The following is a 19,814-nucleotide window of genomic DNA, read 5'->3' on the forward strand; positions in this document are numbered from 1 at the left end:
GGAGCAGCCGATGCGCACCGGGTGCCGGAAGGCAGGAAGGGCCGGCCGGCCTCGCGGACCGGATGCGCGGGCAGGCCCGGCCGGTCCCGGGCCCGCCGCGCCGGCCCGGGCGCGACCGGCCAGGCCGGCGCGGCGAACGCCTCGGCCGCCGGGTACTCCGGCGTCGGACCGGTGCGCGCCTCCTCCGCCGGTGGCGGGACCTCGCGCAGCGCCCCCTCCGTCGCCCGGAACCCGGCGGAGCGGGTCACGAGGGGCTCCAGCGGGCCGACGCAGCCGCGTGCGCCGGACGATTCCGGGAGCCGAGGACGGAGCCGAACGGCGGCCCCTGGACGTCGTCGGCGGACGGCATGGGGCGGAGGTGCGTCTCGTGGGACCGGCTCGTCACCGACCGGTCGGAGGCACGCGTGATCAAGGGGAGTCCCTNGGGGNGTNGGGGNGTGGGGGNNNNGGGGAGGTGGTTCGGCGTCAGGCGCTGGTCTCTCGCCTGCCTGCCGCGCCGCGCAGCCGGGTCGGAGTGCCGTCGGGGGCGAAGGGCCGGCGGAACGTGAACGAGACCGGGGTCGGGCCGTGGTCGTGCAGGTGCTCCAGCCGGCTGCAGGCGTCCGACCAGGTGGGGATGGTGTCGTCGGAGACCCACCACGCCGCGTAGGTGGGCCACTCGGGTTTCAGGAACCACTCGTGCCGCTTGCGCAGGGTGGAGCGGTGCAGTCCGGCGTAGACGAACGAGAAGACGGAGTCCAGATCGGTCCACAGCGACAGGGTGGAGGCCCGGCTGTCGGTCTCGTCGGTCCGGCCGCCCGTGTAGAAGCGCGGGACGTCGAACCTGCCCCACTCGCCCCAGTCGCGCTGGAAGTTGGTGAGGTGGCTCTGGCCGGGGTCCTCCTTCGCCCGGGCGATGAATCCCGGGCTGCGCTCCGCCTCCTCGAACGTGGGCGGCGTCAGGTCGTCGAACTCCTGGACTTCGGGATTCCCGTACGGTTTCTTGAGGATCGCGAAGGTCGTGAACGCGACGCGCGGCATCAGTCTCTGTCCTCCTGTTGTGTGCGGCCTGCCGGATGGTGGCCCTCTCGGCCCCGGACCGGATCGGTGCTACTTCCGTGCGGCACCCGCACCCCGGGCCATCAGCCCGCGCATGAACGCCCGCTGGAACTCGCCGGGCAGCACCATGCGGCCGGTCAGGGCCAGGTACTTCTGGCTCAGTTCCGGGCTTGCGCAGATGGTTTCGAACATCCTCCGCCGGGTCGCCTCGTCCTTGCCGACGAGGGAGTCGCCGCAGATGCCTTCGGCATGCGGCAGGAGGGTGGACTCGAACCGCTGCCGGTACTCGTCCAGTCCCTCCCGGAGACCGGCCCCGTCCAGGGACCGGTCGGCGAACGAGCGGGCCAGCAGATCGGCCGACAGCAGCGCGAATCCGCAGCCGACGCCGCTCATGGCGTCCAGTGACAGGGCCGCGTCGCCGACGAACGGGACGGACCCGGCCACCGGCCGGCGGATCAGGCTCGGATAGTCGCCGTAGCCCAGCAGGGGCGACTGCGGGACGGCGTCGGCCACCGACGGCGCCTCCGCCAGGCCGCCGAAGTACTTCAGGAACTCCTGCATCCGGCCGTCCGCGCCGCGCCAGCCCTCGACCCGCGACTTGTCCGCGAAGAGGACGAGTTCGGTCCTGCCGCCGACAAGCGGGTAGGTGCAGGCCAGGTCCCGTTCGTTCATGATGAAGATCGAGCGGTTCCCCTCCGGGGCCTCGATGCCCGTGAAGTAGCCGAAGAGGGCCGCGCGCTCGTTCGGGCGGCTTTCGGCCGGGTTGCCGAGCAGCCCGGCCAGCCGCGAGCGGCGCCCGTCCGCGGCCACCACCAGGCGGGCCCGGTAACGCCGGGACCCGGTTCCGCCGAGGGTGTCGAGGGTCCAGCCGGACTCGTCCTCTTCGAGGCCCTCCACGCTGGTGCCCTCGACGTACCGGACGCCCTGCTGCCGCGCCGCCTCCCGTATCGCGGGGTCGAGCACCCGCCGTTCCAGGTTGAGCGCGTAGGAGTCCGGCTGCTCGGGGTCGTAGCCGGTGCCGGGCGTCTCGACCACGCCTCCGGGCGTGACGAAGACGGCCTTGGTGGCCACCGACCAGGCGGGTTCCCGGAGGTGGGCCAGCCCGAGTCCGTCCAGGAGCGGCACCGTGTGCGGCTGGACGAAGTGGGTGCAGAGCTGCTTGTAGGACTGCTCGGTCACGGCCTTCTTCTCGAAGACCGCGACCCGATGACCCATCTGGCTGAAGCGGATCGCGATGGCGCAGCCGGCGAGGCTCCCGCCCACCACCGCGACGTCCACCGACGGGTCGTCGAACTTCTGAGTGCTCACAGGACGACTACCATCTCTCTGCTGGGGCTGACTCTCTGCGTGACTCCCGTGACTCCCGTGACTCCCGGGCTCCCGGACTCCTCCGGGCGGCGCCGATCAGCCGGCGCACCCGCAGACGGCGTGGTGGACGTGCTCCCGGGCGGCCCGCCCCTCGGTGGGGTACCCGTCCCGCTTCCACCAGTCCAGGCCGCCGATCAGCTCCTTGACCCGGAAGCCGGCGGTCGCCAGCTTGATGGCCGTCTTGGTGGAGGCGTTGCAGCCGATGCCGTCGCAGTAGGCGACGTACAGCGGCGCCTTGGAGAGGGCGGACAGCGACTCCTGGGAGATCGAGCGGTGCGGGATGCTGATCGCGCCGGGGATGTGCTCCGCCTCGTAGGACTCGCTGCTGCGGCCGTCGACGACCACCAGGTCCTGGCCGGCCTCCAGAGCGTCCCTCAGGTCCGCGGAGTCGATCTCGTAGGCGAGCTTCGCCTGGTAGTAGGCCAGTTGGTCGTTCTGCTCCCGGGACTCGTCGGCCCCGTGCGAGGGCGCGTCCTGCTCTCCCATGAACCGGTCGGCGATGGCGTACAGATCACCGAGGGTGCTCGGCGTGACCAGCGAGTCCGCGTGCTCGCCCAGGTCGACGCCGCAGTCCTCCAGGAGCGTGACCAGGACGCTGATGGTCAGGAGGGAGTCCAGACCCAGGGTGTTGAGCGGCGTGTCGTCGGGCAGCGGGGAGAGGTCCACCGGCTTGCCCAGCGCCGCCTCCAGGTACTCGGCGACCTTTTCCTTCACCACTACGGACATGTCTCCACCTCATCAATGGTCTCGACGGCACCATCGGCCGACAGGGCGAAACAGTCGGAGTCCGACTGCTGAGCTGCTGCGGTGAGCTGCTGGATCAGTTGCCGGTCGTCGCGTTCCGGGAGCGAAGCGGCCGGCCCCGCGGGCGACCAGCCCATCAGGGACGGGCGCAGGTACTCGGGCAGGAGGCCGCGCAGCCGCTCCGCCACCTCGACGACCACGTGCCGCTCCTCGGACCCGACGACCAGGGCGACCACGTCGCGCCGGCCGCGCCGGACCACGGCCGCGACCGCCCGGTCGACGCCGGGGCAGTCCAGGGCGGCCCGGCGGACCTCGTTCAGATGGGTACGGCGGCCCGCCAGCCAGACGATCCGCTCGTCGTCGTGCCGGTGCAGCACGATGTCGCCGTCCGCGTCGTAGCTGCAGATGTCCCCGGTTCGGAAGTAGCGCGTCCCGTCCAGGTCGACGACGAGCCGGGCGGTCTCCTCGGGCTGGTCGAAGTAGCCGCGCATGACCTGCGCGCCGCCGACCCAGAGCTCGCCCCGCACGCCGGGCTCGTGGACCTCGGCCCCGTCTCGCATGATCTTCGCCCGCACGCCCCGCAGCGGCCGGCCGACGGGGCAGACGGTCATGCGTTCCGCTTCCTCGGGCCCGATCTCGTGGGTGAAGCTGAAGATCGTGGCCTCGGGCGGGCCGAAGGCCTGGACGAGACGGGTCTCCGGCAGTTCCCGGGCCCAGACGCGCAGGACGGCGGGGTCGCAGACCTGGGCGCCCGTCATCACCAGCTCCAGGCTGGGCAGCTTGGCCCGGGTGATCTGCCGCCCGTCACCGGTGATCATGGTCAGGAGCATCGTGACCGCGATCAGGTGGGTGATCCCCTGGCGGGCGATGACGGCGCGCATGACGGCGCCGGCGGGCAGGCCGCGGAACTGGTGGACGAAGGCTCCCAGGGACAGGGGGAGCAGGGTGTCCTCCAGCGACACGTCGAAGTGGAACGGCGCCAGGCTCAGTACGCGGGACTTCGGGGTGATCCGGAGCACCTCGTTGTGGTTGACGAAGTAGGAGAGGAGAGCGCCGACGCTGATCTCCGCGCCCTGCGGCTCACCCGTCGCACCGGAGGCGAAGACGATGTACGCGGCTTCCTCCGGCCGGCGGGCCACGGTGGTGTGGGCCACCGCCGGCCCGGAGAGGATCTCGGCCAACCGCTCCCCGCCCAGCCGGCGACCGGCGGGGGTCCCCGGGTCTCGGTCGCCCGGCGTGATCACGGCCGCCGGCCGCAGACGCGTGAGCAGTCCCCGCAGCCGGGCCTCCGGCTCCGCGGAGTCGAGGGGTACGTAGACGGCGCCGCACTTCCAGACGGCGACGGCGAGCACGGGCATGACGGCGCGCTTCTCCGCCAGGACCACCACACGGTCCCCGGCGCCGACCCCCTGCTCCGTCAGCCAGGCGGCGACCGCCTGAGCGCCCTGTTCGAGCTGGGCGAACGTGTAGCCGACCGCGCCGTCGTCGATCGCCGTGCGGTCCGGCCACCTGAGAGCCGGAGCCACCAGCAGGTCGCCGAGAGCGGGCGGCGTGCCGGCCCTGTCGGCGGGATCGATCGACCACGGTGGTAGTGATAACGCTCCGGCTTTGGCTGCCACGCTCACCCTTGTCCTTTCTGGAGGAATGCGGTCTCGGCGATCTCGGTCACGGCGCTCCTGGCCGAATCGAACTTTCCGGTGTACAGGCAGAAGTCGTGGGGGAGGTCCGGGAAGTGCTGGTGCCGCACGCCGGCCGACCGGCCGGCCATGTGCTCCGCCCAGGCGAGCCCTTCGTCACGGAGCACGTCGCAGCCGGCCGTCACGATCGAGCAGTCCGGCAGCCGGGCCAGGTCGTTCTCCGGCAGGGCCATCGGATCGAAGTCGCGTTCCGAGAAGAAGGGCCTCAGTACCGACTTGAAGAGCCGCATGCTGTCGCGGTCGAGGAAGTGGCCCTCGCCGAACACCCGGTAGGAGTCGCGCTCCGTGTGCAGGTCGAGGACCGGGTAGATCAGCACGATGCGCGAGAAGACCCCGGGCAGGACGCGCAGGCCGAGGTAGAGCGCGAGCAGCCCGCCGACGCTGTCGCCGGCGAGGACGAGCCGGCGGCCCGTCGTGGCGCGGCACCGCGCCGCGATGCGGTCCGCCAGCTGCTCCACCGACTGCTCGGCGGTGTGCTCCGGCGCCTTCAGGTAGTCGAACGCCTCCACGGGCGCCCGGAGGGCGTTCGCCAGCGTGCGCAGGAAGGGCCGGAAGACGGCCGTCGAGTAGTAGACCATCCCGCCGCCGTGGACGTACACGACCCAGGGGCTGTCCGCGGCCTCCTGCGCCGGACGGATGACCACCGAGTGCTCGCCCGCGTCGACCGACGCGCCGTCGTCCGGCTCGTCCGTGCTTCCGAAGCGGGCGATCCAGCGCTCGGCGTTGGCCCGGTCCTGCGTGAGCGAGCCGGTGGACGCCCGTACCGCCATGATCTTCCGGGCGGCGGCCAGGCGGCCGAACTCCGCGTTCAGCGCCGGGGTTCCCCCATCAGGCATGGCCGTCCCCGTCGACGGGCTCGACGTCCCCGGCGGCCGTGAACGCGAAGTGGGTCGCGCCCGTCTCCCCGGCCGCCTCGGCGAGCCGCCGCATCAGCGCTTTCTCGTCCGTCTTGCCCGTCGAGGACACGGTGAGCTCGGGCGACCAGGCGACGAGGGTCGGGCGCATGTACGCGGGCAGCAGATCCGCCAGCCGCTTCTCGACGTCGCCCACCACCGCCCGGTCCGGCGCCATCACCACGAGGGCGATCACGTCGTGGCCGTGGCGCGGGACCAGCGCGACGGCCACCCGCTCGACGCCCGGGCAGCTCAGCGCGGTCTGCCGGATCTCGCCGAGGTGGATCCGGCGGCCGGCCAGCTTCACCTCGTCGTCGTTCCGGCCGCGGAAGACGATGTCGCCGTCCTCGTCGTAGCTGCACATGTCACCCGTGCGGTAGTAGCGGACGCCGTCCACCTCGACCACGCGGCGGGCGGTCTCCTCCGGCTGGTCGAAGTAGCCGCGCATCACCTGCTCGCCGCCGATCCACAGCTCGCCGATCCGGTCGTGCTCGTGGATCTCGGTCCCGTCGTCCTCCACGATCCGTGCCACCACGCCGCGCAGGGGTCGGCCGATCGGGTACGAGGCCGTCCGCTCCGGGTCGACGCGTTCGATCTCATGGGCGACGCAGACGATCGTCGCCTCGGTCGGCCCGTAGACGTTGATGACGCGCACCTCGGGGAGGCCGTTCTTCCAGACGTTGATCACGCCGGGGTCGCAGACCTCCGCGCCCGTCATCACCATCTCCAGGGCGGGGAAGTTCTCCCGGGTGACCTGGCGTCCGCCCTCTGTGATCATGGTCAGCAGCGTGGACACCGCGATCAGGTGCGTGATCCGTTCGCGCATGATGACGGTGCGCATGACGGCGCCGGCGTGGACGCCCCGGAACTGGTAGACGAACGCGCCCAGGGACAGGGGCAGCAGGGTGTCCTCGATCGACACGTCGAAGTGGAACGGGGACAGGCTGAACACCCGTGAGTCCGGAGTGAACCGGAGCACCTCGTTGTGGTTGCCGAAGTACGCGACCAGGTTGGCGACGGTGATCTCGACGCCCTTGGGCTCCCCGGTGGACCCCGAGGTGAAGATGATGTACGCCGTGTCCTCGGGCCGGTGCGCCACGGTCGGCCGGTCCGGAGCCGGTCCCGCCAGGATCGCGTCCAGCCGTGTCCGGCCCGCCCAGTGGACGTCGTCGACCGCCGGCTCCCGGTCGTCCAGCGCGATCACGGCACGCGGCCGCAGCCGGCCGAGCAGGCTCCGCAGGCGCGTGACCGGCTGCGCGGCGTCGAGCGGGACGTAGACCGCGCCGCACTTCCAGATCCCGATGGCCAGGACGGGCATGACCGCGCACTTCTCGGCCAGGATCGCCACCCGGTCACCCGGGCCGACCCCCTGCTCGGCCAGCCAGGCCGCGAACGCCCGGGCCTGCTGCTCCAGTTCGGCGAAGGTGAGGCCGCCGCGTCCGTCGTGCAGGGCCGGGCGGTCCGGCCAGTTGCCCGCCGCCGCGCGGACGAGGTCGCCGAGTGCCGGCGCCGGGCCGGCCTGGTCGGCGGGGTCGATCGACCACGGCGGCAGCGAAGTCGGCGAAGCCGTCGGTACGGAACTCTTCGTCACGAGACGTCACGCCCCCCAACGGCGTAGTGGAACCGGATCTTGGTCTTGGCCCCGGCGCCCATGCGCCGGTAGAAGCCGATGCCGAGCTCGTTGTCGGTGGGCGTCTGCCATTCGGCCCAGCCGCACCCCTGGGCGACCGAGAACTCCCGCAGCCGGTCGAGGAACATGCGGCCGATCCCCCTCCCGCGGTACGGCTCCTGGAGGTAGAGGCAGTCCATGTAGGCGAAGCGTTCGGCGCTCCAGGTGGCGAAGTCGGTGGTGACGGTCATGAAGCCGCAGGGCCTCCCCCCGTCCAGCGCCATCCAGCCGTGCAGCGCCGGAGCCTCCGAGAACAGCGCGGCGCGCCACCGCTCGACCTGGCCGTTCTCCCGGAACTCCGCCTTCTCGTACGCCGCGTGCTCCCGGCACAGCTCCAGCAGCGCGTCCAGGTCGCCCGGCTCGATCGGCCGGACCTCGATGTCGTGCTTCACACCCACCCCGAGAAGGTTGTTTGCAGGTACGCGTCAAGCGAAGATCCGTCGAGGCCGCCCCGCGCCAGTACGGTGTTGACCCAGGCGTCGCGCTCGAACTTGATGATCTCCAGCTCCCAGACGCAGGCGATCAGGTCCCGCTGGGCGAGCGGGGCGAACGCCGTGTTCCCGTCGGCGTCGACCACCGAGCCGCGCGCCCAGTGCTTGAGCATGTCGGCTCCGTACCACTGGCTCACCAGCAGGTAGGTGTTCTCCATCCCGTGGTGCAGGATCAGGAAGCCGACCGGGTGGTCCCTCCCCTGCGGGGACTCGTCGAGCATCGAGGCCGCGTGCCGCTGCAGCCACTTCGGCTCCGGGAGGGCGCGGTGGCGCTCCGGCTCCGCGAACATCGCGTACGCCTTCAGCACCCGGCCGCACACGTCCACCGGCGGGAGCGCCCTGACCAGGCGCGGCGAGTAGGTCGACTGGTTCATCCGGCGGTGTCTCCCGCCCGCGGGCTGCCGGTCGTCTCTGTCACGTGCTCTTCGCCTCCGAACTGTCCTGGAGTGTCGGTACGGAAGGTGCCCGCGACGGCCTGGGCTTCTGCCGCCGGCTCCGCATGACAGCCCCCCGTCATCGCCGCACTCAACGAGCCTGACCGGTCCTCATATTGCGCAGTACACCAGTTCGTAGGACCGGCGCGCCATACGATCACGAAGTTTTGTCGAAAACAACCAGCGGGCGAAGTGATCTCTTTGTCCGTGTGGTGGCGCATCGATTCCCTTGATCACCAAAAGGCCCGGGGCGGCGTCGAAGAAAGGGCATGGTCGCCCTTGTGCCGAATGATCTTCGTGCGCCGTGGCTGCCGGTGCGGTTGGCTGAATACATGCGTTGACAGGGCGAGTTGGCGCGATCGGGGCGACGATGGCCCGGACGCTGGAACCGGCGATGGGCGCGGCGGGCGCGGTGCGGGGCACATCCTCCCCTCGTGCCGACTTATTCCAGGTCGATGTTCATTCGATGGTCGGGACATCGGGGCATTGGTCTCGTAGTATCCGCCACGTTCGAGAGCGTTACGACGAAGGGAAATGCATGCGATTCAAGCCACTGACGAGGGCGCGATCGTCGCTCGTTGCGACTTTCGGCGGGCTTCCGGCCGGCTTCTGGTGGCTCTGGAGCGCTCAGCTGATCAACCGCGCATGCGGCTTCGTCATGCCGCTGCTCGCGTTCTACATCACCGACGAGCTGCATCGCAGTGCGGCCTTCGCCGGCGCCGTCGTGGCGGCGATCGGCGTCGGGTCGCTCGTGGCGGGGCCGCTCGGCGGCATCCTGGCCGACCGGCTCGGCCACAAGCCGACGCTCGTCGGCGCCCAGGCCGCCACCGCGGTGAGCATGGTCGCGCTCGCCTACGCCCGGTCGCCGTGGGCTCTGCTGCTCGGCGCCTTCGTCGTCGGTGTGGTCAACAACGCGACGCGGCCCGCCCACAACGCGCTCATCGCCGAGGTGATCCCCCCGTCGGACCAGAGCAGGGCCTACTCGCTCAACTTCTGGGCGATCAACATCGGTTTCTCCGTGGCGATGCTCTCGGTCGGCCTCGTCTCCGTCACCGGCTACGTCGCCCTGTTCTGGCTCAACGGGGCCACCCTCCTCATCGGCGCCCTGCTGATCGCGATCCGGGTCCCCGGGCGCCGCCCGGTCGCCTCGCCGACGGACACCGAGGACCGCGAAGGGTTCGGCTCCGTCCTGCGCGACCGGACCTTCGTGGCGTTCGTCGCCGCCGAGTTCCTGGTGCTCACGATCCTCATGCAGTCCGAAAGCGGTCTGCCGATCGCGATGGGGCTGGACGGGTTCTCGCCGAGCACGTTCGGGCAGGTGGCCGCGCTCAACGGAATCGTGATCGCCACGGTGCAGCTTCCGCTCACCCGGTACTACAAGCGGTTCCCGGAGTCGTGGGTGCTCGCGGGTTCGTCGGCGCTGATCGGAATCGGCTACTCCGTCCTCCTCCTCGGCCACTCGGCCTGGATCTACGGGGCGTCCATCGTGGTGTGGACCCTGGGCGAGATCGGCAACACGCCGACCAGCTTCGCGATCGTGGCGCGCATCTCCCCGGAACACCTCCGCGGCCGCTACCAGGGGCTCTATCAGGTCGCCTGGACGGGGTCGGCGGTGGTGGCGCCGCTGATCGGCGGCTGGGTGATCCACACCTGGGGTGCGGCACCGCTGTGGATCGGCTGCCTGGTCGTCGGCCTGGCAGCGGCGGCGGCACAGCTGGGCATCGGCACCCGGCTCGGCCGGCGCGTCGTGGCTCCCCCGGCCGAGGTGCCGGAGCCCGCTCCGGCCGGTACGGGGACCGGGAGCGGGAGCGGGAGCGGGGCCGGGGCTGGGAGCGGAAGTGGGGCCGGGACTGGTACTGGGACCGGGACTGGGGCCGGGACCGGGGCCGGGACCTGACTCCCCTTCGTCCCGACCGTCCCGACTCGTGGGAGTCGCGGATCAGGGGTGGTTCCGGAGCGATCCGGAACCACCCCTGATCGTTTCCGCGGGCCGTGCCGGGGCCGGGGCCGGTGCCGGGGCCGGTGGACGAGGCCGGTGGGTGAGGCGCGGGTCGCGCGGTGATGAGGGGAACCTCCTCGTGAACCGGATCGCCAACTCGCCGGACTACGGGGCTCCTTCCGCCCCGGCGCCGGCGGTGTGCACCCGGTGGAGGGAGGTTCGGCTGTTCGTGTGGCCCGCGCCGCCGCCACCGCCCTGGCGTGACCGGACACACCGCGCACACAGGGGATCGCTGTAGGCGGCGGGTGTGCGGGTGTAGGCGGCGCGGAGCGTGACGGCCGGCGCGGGGGAGCGTTGGCCCAGGGAGGTGGTACGAGGATGAGTGAACCCACGGACCCGGTGGGCCAGGTCCCCGGCGGAGGAGAGGACGGCGCCGACGAACGGCGCTCGGAACCGGACGTGAACTCCGGTGTCCTGCGGGTCTTCGGACGCCAGTTGAAGCGGTTCCGCTTGCGGGCGGGTCTGGAGCGGCCCGAGTTCGGTGCCGTGACGGGCTATTCGGTCTCGACGATCGCCGCGTACGAGCAGGGGCGCCGGGTGCCGCCGCCGAGGTTCATCGACCAGGCGGACGAGGTGCTGGACGCGGGCGGTGTCCTCCAGGAGATGAAGGAGGAGGTGGCCCGAGCGCAGTATCCGGCCTTCTTCCGCGACGCGGCGCGGTTGGAAGGGGAGGCGGTGGAGTTGTGGGTGTACGCCACTCAAGCTGTGCCCGGACTGCTCCAGACCGAGGAGTACATGCGGGCGGTCTTCGGCATGTGGCGTCCGCCGCTGGACGAAGAGACCGTGGAGCAGCGAGTGGCGGCTCGTCTCGCGCGTCAGCAAATCTTCGAACGCAGGCCCGCGCCCCTGCTGAGCTTCGTCATCGACGAGGCGGTCGTGCGCCGGCCGTTGGGTGGTTGGCCGGTGATGCGAAGCCAGTTGGAACGACTGCTGCTCGTGGGAGCCCTTCGCAACGTCGAGATCCAGGTCATGCCACTTGACTGCGAGGACAACGCCGGGGTGGACGGCCCGTTCACCTTGCTGAATCGCGCCGGAGGCGATCAGGTGGCCTACCTGGAGGCGCAGGGACGCAGCACAATGGTCAGCGACCGGCGGGAAGTTCAGGGAATCGCGTCGCGCTACGGCATCATCCGTGCGCAGGCTCTCACTCCATGCGAGTCGCTGGATTTCGTTGAGAAGCTGCTTGGAAAGGTGTGAAGGTGAACAAGACTCCGGGTACAGCGGGCGAACTGCTCTGGCGTAAGAGCAGTTACAGCGGGGGCGCCGGAGGGGAGTGCGTCGAGGTGGCAGATTGCGCCCAGACCATCCGGGTCCGCGACTCCAAGGACATCAACCGGCCTGCTCTCTCGGTCGCCGCTCCCGCCTGGGCGGCTTTCGTGGGCTTCGCGGCTCGGTAGGTGGTGGCTTCCGTCCCCGGTGCGTCGCGCATCGGGGGCGGAAGCACGTCCGGGCACGTCGCCTACCCGTGCCTCAACTTGCCTGTGAGCGAGCCGATTTCGCCACACGACAGCGGTCCGTTGCGTACGAGCAGGGGCGCCGGGTGCCGCCGCCGAGGTTCATCGACCAGGCGGACGAGGTGCTGGACGCGGGCGGTGTCCTCCAGGAGATGAAGGAGGAGGTGGCCCGAGCGCAGTATCCGGCCTTCTTCCGCGACGCGGCGCGGTTGGAAGGGGAGGCGGTTGGGCTGCACGTGTACGAGATGTATGCCGTCCCGGGCCTGTTGCAGACCGAGGAGTATGCACGAGCGGTGTTCTCCATCCGCCGCCCCCTGCTGGACGAGGATCAGATCGAGCAAGGGCTCAGTGCGCGCCTGGCTCGGCAAGAGCTCTATGCCCGAAAGCCTGCGCCGCTGGTGAGTTTCGTCCTCGAAGAGTGTGTGCTCCAACGGCCCCTCGGGGGTATGGACGTGCTACGGGGCCAACTGGAGCAGGTACTGCTCATCGGCCGTATGCGGAACGTCGAGATCCAGGTCATGCCGGTCAGTCGAGAAGATCACGGCGCACTGGGTGGCCCGTTCACCTTGATCGATACGCCTGAAGGGCGGAGGATCGCCTACGCAGAGGTGCAAGGCGACAGCCGCCTCTACTCAGGGCAGTCGAAGGTCCGGGAGCTTGAAGCCCGTTACGGGATCCTCCGAGCGCAGGCCCTCACACCGAGCGATTCGCTGGAATACGTAGAGAAGTTGCTGGGAGAGACATGAGAGCTGAGTCCGAACTGGCTTGGTACAAGAGCAGCCACAGCACCGGGGACGGGGGGCAGTGCGTCGAAATCGCCGTTCGCCCCCACGCCATCCACATACGCGACTCCAAGGACATCAACCGGCCTGCCCTTTCGATCACCGCTCCCGCCTGGGCGGCTTTCGTGGGCTTCGCGGCTCGGTAGGCGGTGGCTTCCGCCCCCGGTGCGTCACGCCCCGGGGGCGGAAGCACGTCCGGCCCCGCCGCCTGCCCACACCTCAACTCGCTTGCATACAGCCGGATTTCACCGCCCGGCAGCGGTCCGCCGCGTACGCGCAGGGCCCCCGTCGGCCGCCGCGCCCTTCGGGGCCACCGTCCCGGGGGTACGGGAAACCGGTGTCCGGATGCGGGGGCCTGCCCCATGGGCGCTCCGCCGGGGGCGCGATAGCGTCGCGGAACGACGGGTCCGATCCGGGTCCGGACCGGTATCCCCTTCTCGCGCCCACCCGGGCGACTCTCCAGAACCGAGGGACCTCCATGCGTCAGTTACTCCGCGGCCTCGGCGTCTTCGCGGCATCCGGGATCGCCGTCGGCGCGCTCGCCTCCTGCGGCATCGTGCAGGGCACGACCCACGAGGACGACGCCGTCCTCTCCGGCGAGATCACCTCGGTGCGCATCGACAACGGTTCGGGCGGTGTCACGGTCAACGGGGTCACCGACGGCTCCCACAGGCTGCACCGCACGATCGAGTTCCGGGGCGAGCGGCCCACGGGGGCCACCCACCGGATCGAGAACGGCGTGCTGATCCTCGGCGGGTGCGGCCACCGCTGCTCGGTCGGCTACACCGTCGCCGTACCGGCCGGCATCCCGGTCGGAGGCGAGGTCTCCAGCGGGGCGGTCCGTCTCGCCCGGGTCGGATCGGTCGAGGTGACGACCAGTTCCGGGCGCGTAGAGATGAACGGGGTCACCGGCACCGTCCGGGTACGGACCAGCAACGGCCGGATCGACGGCACCGGCATCAAGGCCGACCGGATCCAGGCCCAGACCTCCAACGGCAGGATCAACCTGGCGCCGGACACCCCCGCCGACGTCCGCGCCCGGACCACCAACGGCGACGTCACCCTCACCGTGCCCGAAGCCGCCTACCGGGTGACCGTCGCCTCGAACAACGGCGACCGGACCGTCGACGTGCCCAGCGACCCGGCCGGAAAGCACAAGCTCGACGTACGCACCAGCAACGGCGACATCACCGTACGGAACGGCTGAACCGGGGCCCCGGCCCCTGCCCGCGTCCCCTTCCGTCGGCGCACCGTCCCCCTTCGTTCCCCTCCACCCCCCTCTTCGGGCCGGCCGCCTCCTTCGTCACCGATCTGACCGGCCTCGGAGGAGAGGACTTCGTCGCCGACCTGGACTACGTGGGCCTGGACTTCTTCCCCGACGTCTTCCGGCCCGTCGACGCACCCGACCTCGCACCCGCGGTCGAGGAGCTGCTGCGGCATCACCGCGACTCCGTCCTGGCCCCCTCCGGCCTGGGACACCTGCCGCTGCACATCACCGAACACGGCTGGCCCACCGGCCCCGAACGCCCCCCGCACCGGCAGGCCGACGTCGTCGAGACGGTGGTGAACGTGATCGCCGCCCAGTCGAAGCGACTCCACCTGAGCGGTTACACGCACTTCTCGCTGCGGGACGCCGACAGCACCCGGACGGGACTGTTCCACCAGTTCGGGCTCACCACCGACGACTACTCTCCCAAGCCCGCCTTCGACACCCTGAGGAGGCTCGTCGAACGCTTCGGCGCCTGAGGGGCGACGACTGCTTCACCTCAACGGAGCCGGCGCCGAGGCTCCGGACCGACCGGGTGTGATGCGGGCCCCAGGTCGGCCTCGATGGTCGTGCGGGTGATCGGGGGGCGGTTCCACAGGGCGAGGATCTCGTTGGCGAGCGCCACGACCTGCAACGGGTTCCGCTCGCCGTGCACCTCGATCGCGGCGGCCGAGAGGCCGCGCGGTACGGCTCCGGCGGCGAGCAGGACGCGCCACTCCTCCGGGGCGAGCTCCAGGAACTCCAGCCCGTCGAGACGGGCGATCTCCAGCGGGTCGGCGAGGGTGCCCGGGTAGGCGGAGAGGGTCCGCAGGCGCGGAAGCCCGACGAGCGGTTCGAGGCTGAGCGGTTCGCCCTCCCGCACGCCGATGCTCAGGACCTCCAGCCCGGGGTGGGCGGCGGTCACCACGTCGGGGATGCCGCTGCTGTTCACCCAGGCGACGGCCGGGGGGTGTTCCTCGCGGCCGGTGCCGTGCCCCTCCTCGTACCGCCGGCCGAGGACCATGTCGGTGAGGGAGTCCGCGACCAGCTCCGCGCCGCAGTTCTCCTCGTGGCTCATCACGATGACCTGCCCGAGGTGTCCGCGCGGTCCCGGGGTCAGGTCGACCGCGATCCGGTCGCCGCCCCCGGTGTCCCCGAAGACGATCCAGCCGGGCGAGCCGACCAGCCCCTGCACGGCCGCGTCGGGCCGGGTCTCGACGGCGTCCATCGCCCCGAACTCCCAGAGGGCGGGGCGGGACGCGGCGTCGGCGACGTACACGTCGTTCGGGGAGAAGAGTTCGCATCCGACCGCCCGGGCCAGGCGCGCCGCCGCGCCGTAGTCCTCGCCGTGGTCCTCCCAGCGGGCCCGGGTGACCCGGTACAGGGCCTTCAGCTCCTCGGGCAGGGCGACGCCCAGGCGTTCCTCCGCCGCCGCGAGCTCCTCCTCGCCGGCGCCGATCGCGTCGGGCAGCCGCTCCCGGAGCGTCCGCTCCAGCAGCGCGGCGTCCGCCGTCGGGGCGGGCACCGCGTCCGGCGTGGGGTCCGGCAGCCGGCGCCACGGCTCGGGAACGGCGCCCTCGACCAGGACGAGCGCGCCCAGGTGGTTCCCCGCCCCCGATTCGACGGCGGGCCCCCTGTCGAAGAGGTGGAGCAGGGCCTTGCCCGGGGCGGGTGTCTCCACCATGAAGGAGACCCCGTCGGTGTCCGACTCCGTCAGGACGTCCCGTACGCGGCCGACCGCGTCCCACTCCGCCCGCATGTCACCGACCAGCGTGGCCCGCCCGGGCCGGGGCTCCGGCCGGGGCTCCGGCCGGGCCACCGGCACGCTCCAACCGCCCCTGCCCACGTGGCCGGCCACGTATCCGCCGGGCGCGGCGAGCCGCTCCGCGTTGTCCTGGAGCAGCAGCAGCCGCAGCAGCGGCTCCCAGGTGGCGAGGTCGTGTATCGAGGGCAACTCTTCCTCCGTCGTAGGTGTGCCGTGGGCGTGGCGTGGCGTGGCGTAGCGTGGCGCGTCCGTCGTGCCCGTGGTGTCGTGCCGTGTGGTGTGCCGGAACGGGGAGCGGTCCGCCGCGCGGGCGACCAGGCGGTACCCGCCGGGGGTTCACCACCGTGCGTACGGTCGCCCGCCGACGGGAAGTCACCGTGCGTACGGTCGCCCGGCGGTCCGTCTCCTGCGTCCGGTGACCTCCGCCACGATCGCGCCGGCGACGAGGGCGAGCCCGAGCAAGACTGCCAGGCCCGCGCCGACGAGGCCGGAGCGGTCGCCGGGTACGCGTGCCAGGACGGTGCGTTCCGCGACGGTGCCCGACTGCTCGTCGAGGAAGTACCGGGAGTCGCGGGAGTTCGCGCGGTGGTCGCCGAGCAGGAAGAGCCGCCCCTCGGGGACCACCACGTCGTACGCGGGGGCCGTGCCCGAAGGGTCGCCGTCCTGGACGTAGGGCTCGGCCAGCGGCTTCCCGTTCACCATCACCGGTCCTCCGGGCCGCTGCGCGACCCGGTCGCCGCCGACGCCGACGACCCGGTGGATCGTCGCCAGGCCCCCGTAGCGGTCCTGCGACCGGTGCAGCACCACATCGCCCCGCCGGACCGATCCGGCCTCGGTCCGCTCCAGGAACACGCGGTCGCCCGGCGCGTACGTCGGTCGCATGGCGTCGCTCGAGACGGTGGCCGTGGTGTGCCCGGAGACGACGTACCCGGTCGCTCCCAGTACCGCCACCAGCCCCAGCGCGCCCAGCGCCCGGTGAATCGCTCTCACTTCTCTCCCGCTCCGTTCCGCCGGCGCTCCTCGCCGACAGTGCTTTCTCTCACGGCGGTTCGGGCGGTGGGGCAGGGGGGTGCCGGTTCCGCTTCCCGTACGCGGCGAGGCCGGTCGCCGCCGTTCGCGGGTCCGCCCTCGTGCCACGGGGATGCGAGGGCGAGCACATCGTCGGCCCGTGATGATCCGCAGCCGCCTCCTGGAGGAGGCCGTACCGGCCCACTGCGGGACGCCCACCGGCCGGCCCCCGGCCCCGGACGAGGGCGTACCCGGCGCGGGACGCGAAGACCGGGACCACGGACGTGACCAGGGCCGGGACCAGGGCCGGGACCGCCGACCGCCGTACCCGAAGGGCCGGAAGGCCACCGGCCGCCCTTAGCCGGGGTCCCTGCGGCCGGGCGCCGGTGCGGTCGCCGTGCGCCAGGCGCCGGGCGCGCGGTCCGGACGGACGCACGGACCGCCGAGCCCCGCGCCCTTCCGGTCGGGTTCCGTGCCTTCACTTCAGGTCCCGCGCCCTTCCGGTCGGGTCCCGTGCCCTTCAGGTCGGGTCCCGTGCCCTTCAGTTCAGGCTCAGTTCCGCCCAGACCGTCTTGCCCGGGGCGCCCTCGCGCGGGGCGACCGCCCAGCGGGTCGCCAGCTCCGCGACGATCACCAGGCCCCGGCCGGACTCCGCTTCACCGGGCGGTTCCCGGTCGGGGGACGGCGGGAGGCGTTCGGTGCGGGTGTCGGTGACCTCGACGCGCACGGCGTCCGGGCCGTGGACGAGCCGGACGCGGAAGTCCCTGCCGGGGACGTGCCCGTGCCGCACGGCGTTCGCGGCCAGTTCGGCGGTGATCAGGGTGAGGGCGTCGTTGACCCGGCCGCCGTGCGGGTGCCCCCAGGCGTCGAGCCGGTGGGCGACCAGGGTGCGGGCGAGACGCGCCCCGCGCGGCGAGGAGGTGAAGGCCATCGCGAACTCGTCGAACGGGCGGGTGGCACCCGCGCCGTCATCGGGAACGGGCACCCGGCGGGTGGGGATTCGGCTGTCCATGCGGCCCACGCTGCCGGTGCCGCCCCCGGTGTGACCAGGCATGCCGCGCGCACCGGAGAGTGCTGTAGGCACCGGACGGGAGGGTGTCGGCGGGGCGGGGCGTGACGATCGGTGCGGGGGNGCGTTGGCCCGGGGGAGGGGGTACGGCGATGAGTGGACCGACGGGCCCGGCGGACGAGGCACCCGACCGGGGCGAGGGCGACGAGGGTGGCAGTGGTGGCGGTGACGGTGGTGAGCGGCAGCCGGAACCGGACGTGAACTCCGGTGTCCTGCGGGTCTTCGGACGGCAGTTGAAGCGGTTCCGTCTGCGGGCGGGTCTGGAGCGGCCCGAGTTCGGTGCCGTGACGGGCTATTCGGTTTCCACGATCGCCGCGTACGAGCAGGGTCGCCGGGTGCCGCCGCCGAGGTTCATCGACCAGGCGGACGAGGTGCTGGACGCGGGCGGCGTCCTCCAGGAGATGAAGGAAGAGGTGGCCCGAGCGCAGTATCCGGCCTTTTTCCGCGACGTGGCGCGGCTGGAGGGGGAGGCGGTTGGGCTGCACGTGTACGCCACGAAGGCCGTGCCGGGACTACTCCAGTGCGAGGGGTACGCGCGTGCGGTGTTCACCATGTGGCGACCGCTGCTGTCACAGGATGTCATCGAGGAGCGGGTGGCGGCCCGTCTCGCCCGGCAGGAGATCTTCGCCCGCGCACCACATCCCACCATCAGCTTCGTCATCGAGGAGGCGGTGCTCAGGAGGCCGCTCGGAGGACAGACGGTCATGCGGGAGCAGTTGGAGCAGGTCCTTCTGCACGGTCGGCGCCGCAACGTCGAATTCCAGGTGATGCCGACCGACTTGGAGGAGCACGCCGGACTTGAGGGACCGTTCACCTTGCTTGAGACGAAGGACGGGCGCAGGATCGCTTACGTGGAGGGGTACAAGGACAGCCGCCTGCACACGGAACGCAGGGCTGTCCGGGAGCTTGAGGAGCAGTACGGCATCCTCAGGGCCCAAGCACTCACCCCGTGCGCGTCACTTGCCTTCGTCGAAAAGTTGCTGGGAGCACAATGAACGCCGAGAACTCCACCGCGTCCGTGTCGGCGTGGTTCAAGAGCAGTTACAGCACGGGCTCGGGCGGCGAGTGCGTGGAGGTCGCCGTCCGTCCCGGGGCCGTCCGTGTCCGTGACTCCAAGGACACCGGCCGACCGGCCCTTTCGGTCGCCGCCTCCGCCTGGACGGCGTTCGTCGGCTTCGCCGCCCGATAGGCGACGGCTCCGCCCCCGGTCCCGTACCGGGGGCGGAGCCGTGTCCGGTCCGTCCACGACCGCGCCTTCGCGTCGTCGCGAGGTGGAACCGGCACCCGGGAGCACACGGGTCGGACGGCGGACGGGACGGGCTTCGCGAGGTCGCCGGGGCTGTTCGCCTCAAGCCGTCAGTCCGGAGCCGGGGGACCGGTGCCGGGGTGACCACCTCGGTCCGGTGGCGGGTGCCGGGCCCGGTCTGCTCAGCGCTTCTTGCGGGTCAGGAAGAGGCCGATGGCCGAGGCCACCGCGACCGTGCCGCCGGCGGCGCCCACGAGGGTCTGCTTGCCGCCCTGGAGGGCGATGGTGGAGTAGGCGTTGGTGGCGATGCCCGCCACGAGCAGGATCCAGAGGAGGATCTTCATGACCGTTTCTTTCGTCGTGCGAAGGGACCGGTGCCCTCGCGGGCGGTTACGATGCCCGGGCTCGCAGCATCGAACGAGGTGGCGTTGCAACGGAGTTGCGTTGCAGAACGCTACACCACCCCCCTGACACCGCTCGCGCCCCCGTCCCGGCGCGGTGACCGGCCCGCCGGTGTGAAGACCGGGGAAAGCGCGACCGTACGGACGGTGTCCCCCCCGGCAGGAGTTGCGGGAGCCGGGGAAGCCGCGGACCACAAGTGCCGCGCATTCGGGCCTTGCGCATCCTGAGCCTTGCGCCTCCCGGGCATCACGCACCCGGGCGACGCACTTCCCGAGCGGCACGCATCCCGGGCGCCGCGCACTCCGGGCGTCGCGCACCGGCAAGGCCGGTACGCCCCCGGGGCGGTGCGGACGCCCGCGTACCCGGCCGGTGTCCGTCCATGGCATGCGGGGCGTCCGTCCATGGCATGCGGGGCGCCCGTCCGCGGTGCGCGGGGCGCCCGTCCGCCGGGCGTGACGGCGCCTTGTCGGACGCGAAAAACCGCTCAGACGTTCTGGCCTTCACCCGTT

General features: G+C 71.7%; 20 protein-coding genes and 1 pseudogene. 9 read left to right on the forward strand and 12 right to left on the reverse strand.

All coding sequences use genetic code 11. From position 1 onward, the window contains the following. Positions 1 to 465: 465 nt before the first annotated feature. The 8 genes from MW084_RS16480 to MW084_RS16515 form a co-directional block, all read right to left on the reverse strand. Positions 466 to 1,020, reverse strand: a complete 555-nt coding sequence (locus MW084_RS16480; RefSeq protein WP_010470935.1) for a DUF3291 domain-containing protein — start codon at positions 1,018 to 1,020, stop codon at positions 466 to 468. A 69-nt stretch (positions 1,021 to 1,089) separates the two neighbouring features. After that, positions 1,090 to 2,346: an NAD(P)/FAD-dependent oxidoreductase gene (locus MW084_RS16485; RefSeq protein ID WP_010470933.1), complete on the reverse strand. Its 1,257-nt coding sequence runs from the start codon at positions 2,344 to 2,346 to the stop codon at positions 1,090 to 1,092. A gap of 96 nt (positions 2,347 to 2,442) precedes the next feature. Next, positions 2,443 to 3,132: a rhodanese-like domain-containing protein gene (locus MW084_RS16490; RefSeq protein WP_078571665.1), complete on the reverse strand. Its 690-nt coding sequence runs from the start codon at positions 3,130 to 3,132 to the stop codon at positions 2,443 to 2,445. Continuing rightward, positions 3,123 to 4,769, reverse strand: a complete 1,647-nt coding sequence (locus MW084_RS16495; RefSeq protein ID WP_029553524.1) for an AMP-binding protein — start codon at positions 4,767 to 4,769, stop codon at positions 3,123 to 3,125. Before MW084_RS16495 ends, MW084_RS16490 begins: the two co-directional genes overlap by 10 nt. Before the next feature lie 2 nt (positions 4,770 to 4,771). Beyond that, positions 4,772 to 5,683, reverse strand: a complete 912-nt coding sequence (locus MW084_RS16500; protein ID WP_010470927.1) for an alpha/beta hydrolase fold domain-containing protein — start codon at positions 5,681 to 5,683, stop codon at positions 4,772 to 4,774. Continuing rightward, positions 5,676 to 7,331, reverse strand: coding sequence for an amino acid adenylation domain-containing protein (locus tag MW084_RS16505; protein WP_010470925.1), 1,656 nt, complete (start codon positions 7,329 to 7,331; stop codon positions 5,676 to 5,678). Before MW084_RS16505 ends, MW084_RS16500 begins: the two co-directional genes overlap by 8 nt. Beyond that, a complete protein-coding gene (locus MW084_RS16510) occupies positions 7,328 to 7,807 on the reverse strand; it encodes a GNAT family N-acetyltransferase (protein ID WP_275563653.1) in 480 nt (159 codons plus the stop codon). The genes MW084_RS16505 and MW084_RS16510 overlap by 4 nt, the downstream gene beginning before the upstream one ends. After that, on the reverse strand, positions 7,798 to 8,274 hold the full coding sequence (locus MW084_RS16515) for a hypothetical protein (RefSeq protein WP_010470921.1): 477 nt from the start codon (positions 8,272 to 8,274) through the stop codon (positions 7,798 to 7,800). The genes MW084_RS16510 and MW084_RS16515 overlap by 10 nt, the downstream gene beginning before the upstream one ends. 598 nt (positions 8,275 to 8,872) lie before the next feature. On the opposite strand from MW084_RS16515, the gene MW084_RS16520 reads away from it, so the two are divergent. The 7 genes and pseudogenes from MW084_RS16520 to MW084_RS16550 all read left to right on the forward strand — a co-directional run. Next, the gene (locus MW084_RS16520) at positions 8,873 to 10,231 is read left to right on the forward strand and encodes an MDR family MFS transporter (protein WP_039829331.1); all 1,359 of its coding nucleotides are present in this window, start codon (positions 8,873 to 8,875) and stop codon (positions 10,229 to 10,231) included. A gap of 420 nt (positions 10,232 to 10,651) precedes the next feature. Next, the gene (locus MW084_RS16525; RefSeq protein WP_010470917.1) at positions 10,652 to 11,530 is read left to right on the forward strand and encodes a helix-turn-helix domain-containing protein; all 879 of its coding nucleotides are present in this window, start codon (positions 10,652 to 10,654) and stop codon (positions 11,528 to 11,530) included. 2 nt (positions 11,531 to 11,532) lie between these two features. Beyond that, on the forward strand, positions 11,533 to 11,730 hold the full coding sequence (locus tag MW084_RS16530; RefSeq protein WP_010470915.1) for a DUF397 domain-containing protein: 198 nt from the start codon (positions 11,533 to 11,535) through the stop codon (positions 11,728 to 11,730). Beyond that, a complete protein-coding gene (locus tag MW084_RS16535; protein ID WP_420833767.1) occupies positions 11,697 to 12,533 on the forward strand; it encodes a DUF5753 domain-containing protein in 837 nt (278 codons plus the stop codon). The genes MW084_RS16530 and MW084_RS16535 overlap by 34 nt, the downstream gene beginning before the upstream one ends. Beyond that, positions 12,530 to 12,715 carry a DUF397 domain-containing protein gene (locus MW084_RS16540; protein WP_010470911.1) on the forward strand — a complete coding sequence of 62 codons (186 nt, stop codon included), beginning with the start codon at positions 12,530 to 12,532 and terminating at the stop codon, positions 12,713 to 12,715. The genes MW084_RS16535 and MW084_RS16540 overlap by 4 nt, the downstream gene beginning before the upstream one ends. 332 nt (positions 12,716 to 13,047) lie before the next feature. Next, positions 13,048 to 13,776, forward strand: a complete 729-nt coding sequence (locus MW084_RS16545) for a DUF4097 family beta strand repeat-containing protein (RefSeq protein WP_010470910.1) — start codon at positions 13,048 to 13,050, stop codon at positions 13,774 to 13,776. 56 nt (positions 13,777 to 13,832) lie between these two features. Next, positions 13,833 to 14,315 (forward strand): annotated as a pseudogene (locus MW084_RS16550) (hypothetical protein); the annotation flags it as partial. 20 nt (positions 14,316 to 14,335) lie between these two features. Here the strand turns inward: MW084_RS16550 and MW084_RS16555 are convergent. The 3 genes from MW084_RS16555 to MW084_RS16565 all read right to left on the reverse strand — a co-directional run bounded on the left by MW084_RS16555 (position 14,336) and on the right by MW084_RS16565 (position 17,600). Beyond that, positions 14,336 to 15,769 carry an SMI1/KNR4 family protein gene (locus MW084_RS16555; protein ID WP_010470908.1) on the reverse strand — a complete coding sequence of 478 codons (1,434 nt, stop codon included), beginning with the start codon at positions 15,767 to 15,769 and terminating at the stop codon, positions 14,336 to 14,338. A gap of 183 nt (positions 15,770 to 15,952) precedes the next feature. Then, positions 15,953 to 16,570, reverse strand: coding sequence for a signal peptidase I (lepB, locus tag MW084_RS16560; protein ID WP_010470907.1), 618 nt, complete (start codon positions 16,568 to 16,570; stop codon positions 15,953 to 15,955). Between the two features lie 559 nt (positions 16,571 to 17,129). After that, positions 17,130 to 17,600 (reverse strand): ATP-binding protein, encoded by a 471-nt coding sequence (locus MW084_RS16565; protein ID WP_010470905.1) that lies wholly within the window; start codon positions 17,598 to 17,600, stop codon positions 17,130 to 17,132. Positions 17,601 to 17,749: 149 nt separating this feature from the next. Between MW084_RS16565 and MW084_RS16570 the strand changes: the two genes are divergently transcribed. Continuing rightward, the gene (locus tag MW084_RS16570) at positions 17,750 to 18,652 is read left to right on the forward strand and encodes a helix-turn-helix domain-containing protein (protein WP_010470904.1); all 903 of its coding nucleotides are present in this window, start codon (positions 17,750 to 17,752) and stop codon (positions 18,650 to 18,652) included. Then, entirely contained in the window at positions 18,649 to 18,846 is a 198-nt protein-coding gene (locus MW084_RS16575) for a DUF397 domain-containing protein (RefSeq protein ID WP_010470903.1), read from the forward strand. The genes MW084_RS16570 and MW084_RS16575 overlap by 4 nt, the downstream gene beginning before the upstream one ends. A 239-nt stretch (positions 18,847 to 19,085) precedes the next feature. Here MW084_RS16575 and MW084_RS16580 read toward each other — a convergent pair whose 3' ends face one another. Continuing rightward, the gene (locus MW084_RS16580; RefSeq protein ID WP_158684326.1) at positions 19,086 to 19,247 is read right to left on the reverse strand and encodes a hypothetical protein; all 162 of its coding nucleotides are present in this window, start codon (positions 19,245 to 19,247) and stop codon (positions 19,086 to 19,088) included. Between the last annotated feature and the right edge of the window lie 567 nt (positions 19,248 to 19,814).

Source organism: Streptomyces sudanensis (assembly GCF_023614315.1).
Lineage (GTDB): Bacteria > Actinomycetota > Actinomycetes > Streptomycetales > Streptomycetaceae > Streptomyces > Streptomyces sudanensis.